4 protein-coding genes are annotated in these 3,945 nt (G+C 61.6%); all 4 read left to right on the forward strand.

All coding sequences use genetic code 11. The annotated features are described in order from the left end of the window. Window positions 1–651: 651 nt before the first annotated feature. Window positions 652–1,437 (forward strand): ABC transporter permease subunit, encoded by a 786-nt coding sequence (locus JHD07_RS21335; protein ID WP_291625475.1) that lies wholly within the window; start codon window positions 652–654, stop codon window positions 1,435–1,437. Between the two features lie 28 nt (window positions 1,438–1,465). Then, window positions 1,466–2,461 (forward strand): ABC transporter substrate-binding protein, encoded by a 996-nt coding sequence (locus JHD07_RS21340; RefSeq protein ID WP_291625477.1) that lies wholly within the window; start codon window positions 1,466–1,468, stop codon window positions 2,459–2,461. 20 nt (window positions 2,462–2,481) lie between these two features. After that, window positions 2,482–3,306 (forward strand): ABC transporter ATP-binding protein, encoded by an 825-nt coding sequence (locus JHD07_RS21345; RefSeq protein ID WP_291625479.1) that lies wholly within the window; start codon window positions 2,482–2,484, stop codon window positions 3,304–3,306. Window positions 3,307–3,337: 31 nt separating this feature from the next. Then, on the forward strand, window positions 3,338–3,945 hold a 608-nt coding region (locus JHD07_RS21350), incomplete at its 3' end, for a carbon-nitrogen hydrolase family protein (RefSeq protein ID WP_291625481.1).

Below are 3,945 nucleotides of genomic sequence, written 5' to 3' on the forward strand. Positions count from 1 at the left end.
AGCAAGTGTGATGGTTGACGAAAGATCGGGGTGGAAGTGGCCCCCGCGATTCAGAGCGTGTGCCGAAGTGCGTTGACCTCCGATCAATGCGGCCGAGCCGGCGCAACTCGAAAAACATTCAATGATTGTGTCTCGAGTGTGTCTACTCAGCGCCCGTCGCAGCGGTGTCTTCAGGTCAATTTTTTCTTTGCGCGGTGCGGAATCGAATTGCGATCACCTCGCCCTTCATCCGACTGGTCTCGTCACATGTTCGATCGAGCGGTTGGCCTGGACTGGCGAATGCCCGGTCAAGCCTATCCTGCCGGCCGGCGTCCTCGGCTGCCAAGAGAGCACATGGCGCGAATGGTGACGCTTCGGGTTCGGCGATGCGCTGCAAGAGCATGAGCGGGACGTGGTGATCGCGTCCACCGGGATCTGACGGCACGGCCGCCGCCCCAATAGCTCGTTGCCGCACTGGTGAGCGAGAAAGCGTCGGCCGCCCAATTATTAGTCATTGCAAGCCTGCAAATCAATCATGCCCGAGATTGTTTTCAATATGCATTCCTGCACGATGGATTGCACATCTCGCCATTTTCTTTCGGCGGCCTGAAGTCGACACTCCTGGTGCTCACGGCGGACAGCGCTGCGCACCGCGAGACCACGAGGATGCTGATGCAACAGATCAACGAGGTGATCTCGAACCCGAAACTGAGGCGCGCGGTCGAACTCGCGACAGGACCTCTGTTGCTGTTCGCGCTGTGGTGGATCGCCTTCAAGGGGCAACTGGTCAACAAGGATCTGCTGCCGTCGCCGGTCGACACGCTGCGCGATACTGCGGCGAGCATCGCGGCCGGCAAGATCACCGGCGACTTCGTCCATACCATCGCGCGCGTCGGCTATTCGACCCTGATCGCCGTCGTCGCCGGTGTCCCGATCGGGATCGTGCTCGGCGCCAGGGCCGCGATCTATCGCTCGGTCGAATTCCTGGTCGACTTTTTCCGCTCGACGCCGGCCACGGCGATGTTTCCGCTGTTCCTGCTGCTGTTCGGCCTCGGCGATTTAGCCAAGATCGCGGTTGCAGCTTTTGCCGCCTGGCTCGTCATCGTCTTCAACGTCGCTTACGGCGTGATGAACGCCCGCCAGACGCGCATCCTTGCGGCCCGCTCGATGGGCGCGTCGTCGCTGCGCATCTTCAAGGACGTCATCTTCTACGAAACCCTGCCGCAGACCTTCATCGGCCTGCGCACAGCGGTGTCGCTGGCGCTGGTCGTGATCATCGTCGCCGAGATGTTCATTGGCGCAACCGATGGCATCGGCCACCGCATCATCGACGCGCAGATCTCGTACTCGCTCACCGATATGTACGGCTCCATCCTGATCGCAGGCGCGATGGGATACGGGCTCAACCTCATGCTCCTGATGATCGAGCGTTCGCTCATTCACTGGGCCGGCAGATAGTCCGCCAATCCAACACGAAGAGGCCATCATGCACATGAAGAGATTCCTTGCAGCATTCGCAACTTCCACGGTCCTGCTTGGCGCGACTGCCGCACATGCGGCCTGCGACAAGACCGAGAAAGTGACGGCGGTCTGGCTGCCGATCATGCAGACGACGGCGTATTATGTCGCTCTCGAGGAGAAGCTGTTCGAAAAGGCGTGCATTGAAATCGTTTCCACGAAGATGGAAGCGCCGAACCAGATCATCGATGCGCTGATCGCGGAGCGTGCCGATTTCGGCCCTCCCGGCGCGGCCGCTGGCATCGCGATGATCGCGGAGGCCAAATTCCCCGGTAAGCTCAAGGTGTTCGGCCTGCAGGGCGGCGGAGTCGCGGTCGACCGCATCAATGACGGCCTGATCGTCAAGCCGGACAGCCCGATCAAGAGCTTCGCCGACCTGAAGGGCAAATCGCTCGGTCACGTTCCGGGCATTCAATGGCGCACCATCTCCCGCCACATGGTCCGTTCGGCAGGCCTCGATCCCGACACCGACGTCAAGCTGGTGGACCTGGCGGTCGCCATGCAGGTGCCTGCCGTAGTCGGCGGTACCGTCGATGCCACGTTGTCGCTCGAGCCGGTCGGATCCATCGCCGTAGCCTCGGGCAAGGCCGCGCGCGCCCTGACCAATCCGGTCGCCCGCGTCATCGCTGATCCCTTCTACTCCGGGGCTTCGCTGATCACCACGAAGTTCCTCAAGGACCGGCCCGACGTGGCGCGCAAGGTCGTCGCAGTCATCGACGAGGCGACCGATCTCGTGAACGCCAATTTCGCGAAGTACAAGCCGATCCTCGTCAAATACACGCCCACCAAGGAGGATCAGCTCGAGTTCCTGGCGCAGCCCTATCTGCGCGGCTTCAAGGACCTCAACGAGACCGACATGAAGTCGTACCAGGCGCTGGTCGACGTCTTCATCAAGGAGGGCGTGGTGGCCGGGCCGATCAACGTCAAGGACAAGATCCTCGCCAAGTCAGATCTCGGAAACTGAGTGACATTCCGATGGGGAAAGTGACCGCGATCCGAAGCATCGACCTGGCAGCCGAAGGGATTTCGCACGTCCCTTCGCCCAAACCGCGGCAGGCCTACGTCACCGTGCGCGGACTGAGCAAGAAATTCCAGGGCACGACGATCTACGACGATTTCTCGATCGACCTGCCGATGGGAAAGTTCATCTCGGTCTTCGGCCCGAACGGTTGCGGCAAGAGCACTTTCATCAACATGATCTCCGGCCTGATGCCGATGGATGCGGGTGAGGTGCTTTACGACGGCCAGACCATACGCGACACCAGGATCTCATACGTGTTCCAGAACTACAGGGAAGCGCTGTTTCCCTGGATGCGCTCGATCGACAACATCCATTATCCCCTGAAGGTGCTGGGAGTGGAGCGCAAGGAGCGCCGCCGGCGCGTCGAGAAGCTGCTCGCCGATTTCGACGTGCCGTTCGACCTCAATGCCTATCCCTACACCCTGTCCGGAGGCCAGCAGCAGACGGTTTCGATCCTGCGCGCGCTCGTGACCGAGCCCGAAGTGCTGTTCCTCGATGAGCCGTTCTCTGCGCTGGACTACGAGATGACGCTGTTCATGCGCGAGCGGCTCCAGCACATCTTCATGAAGCTGAAGACCACGATGCTGCTGGTGTCGCACGATCTCGAAGAGGCCATCCAGCTCGCCGACCAGGTCGTGCTGCTGACGCGGCGGCCGACGCGGGTGGCGGAGATCGTTCCGGTAGACCTGCCCTGGCCGCGCGACCTCGACGTCACCACCGGCGAGGGCTTCATCAACCTGAAACGCCATTGCCTCGACCGCTTCTGGCGCGAGGTCAAGCGAGACTAATTCAATCAACCTTCGACAGATGGAGACCAACATGACGAAGCGCCGTTTCCGCGCTGCCGCCGTCCAGACGCTCGCCCGTTTGGGGGACTTCGACCACAACATCGCGCTCGCCACCCAATATGTCGAGGACGCGGTGAGGCAGGGCGCCGAGCTGGTGGTGTTCCCCGAATGCATGGACACCGGCTACCTCTTCGATTCCGTCGAGCATTGCCGCGAGCTCGCCGAGACGATGAAGGACGGTCCGTTCGTGACGGCGTTGGCTGCGTTGGCCAGGACGCACGGCATTTACATTGCCAGCGGCGTGACCGAGTGGGATCCCGGCAAGGAGAAGATCTTCAACACCGGGATCATGTTCGGCCGAAACGGCGAGACGGTCTGCCACTATCACAAGCAGTTCCTCGCCACCCACGATCAGAACTGGTTTGCGTTCGGGGAGCGCGGCTGCCCGGTGGTGGAGACCGACCTCGGAAAGATCGGCTTGCTGATCTGCTTCGACGGTCGCATTCCCGAGATCTTCCGCGCGATGGCGATGCAGGGCGCGGAGGTGATCGTCGACATGGCGAACTTCTTCGCCATGGACCAGGCGGACATGTGGGGCCCGGCCCGCAGCTACGAGAACGGCGTGTGGCTCGTGGCGGC

Origin of the sequence: Bradyrhizobium sp., from assembly GCF_016462955.1 — a bacterium.
In the GTDB taxonomy this organism is placed as follows: domain Bacteria; phylum Pseudomonadota; class Alphaproteobacteria; order Rhizobiales; family Xanthobacteraceae; genus Bradyrhizobium.

Bases quoted from the DNA above. Each gene is read 5' to 3' on its own strand.
- JHD07_RS21335 (WP_291625475.1), top strand. From the start codon at position 652: ATGCAACAGATCAACGAGGTGATCTCGAACCCGAAACTGAGGCGCGCG.
- JHD07_RS21340 (WP_291625477.1), top strand. From the start codon at position 1,466: ATGCACATGAAGAGATTCCTTGCAGCATTCGCAACTTCCACGGTCCTG.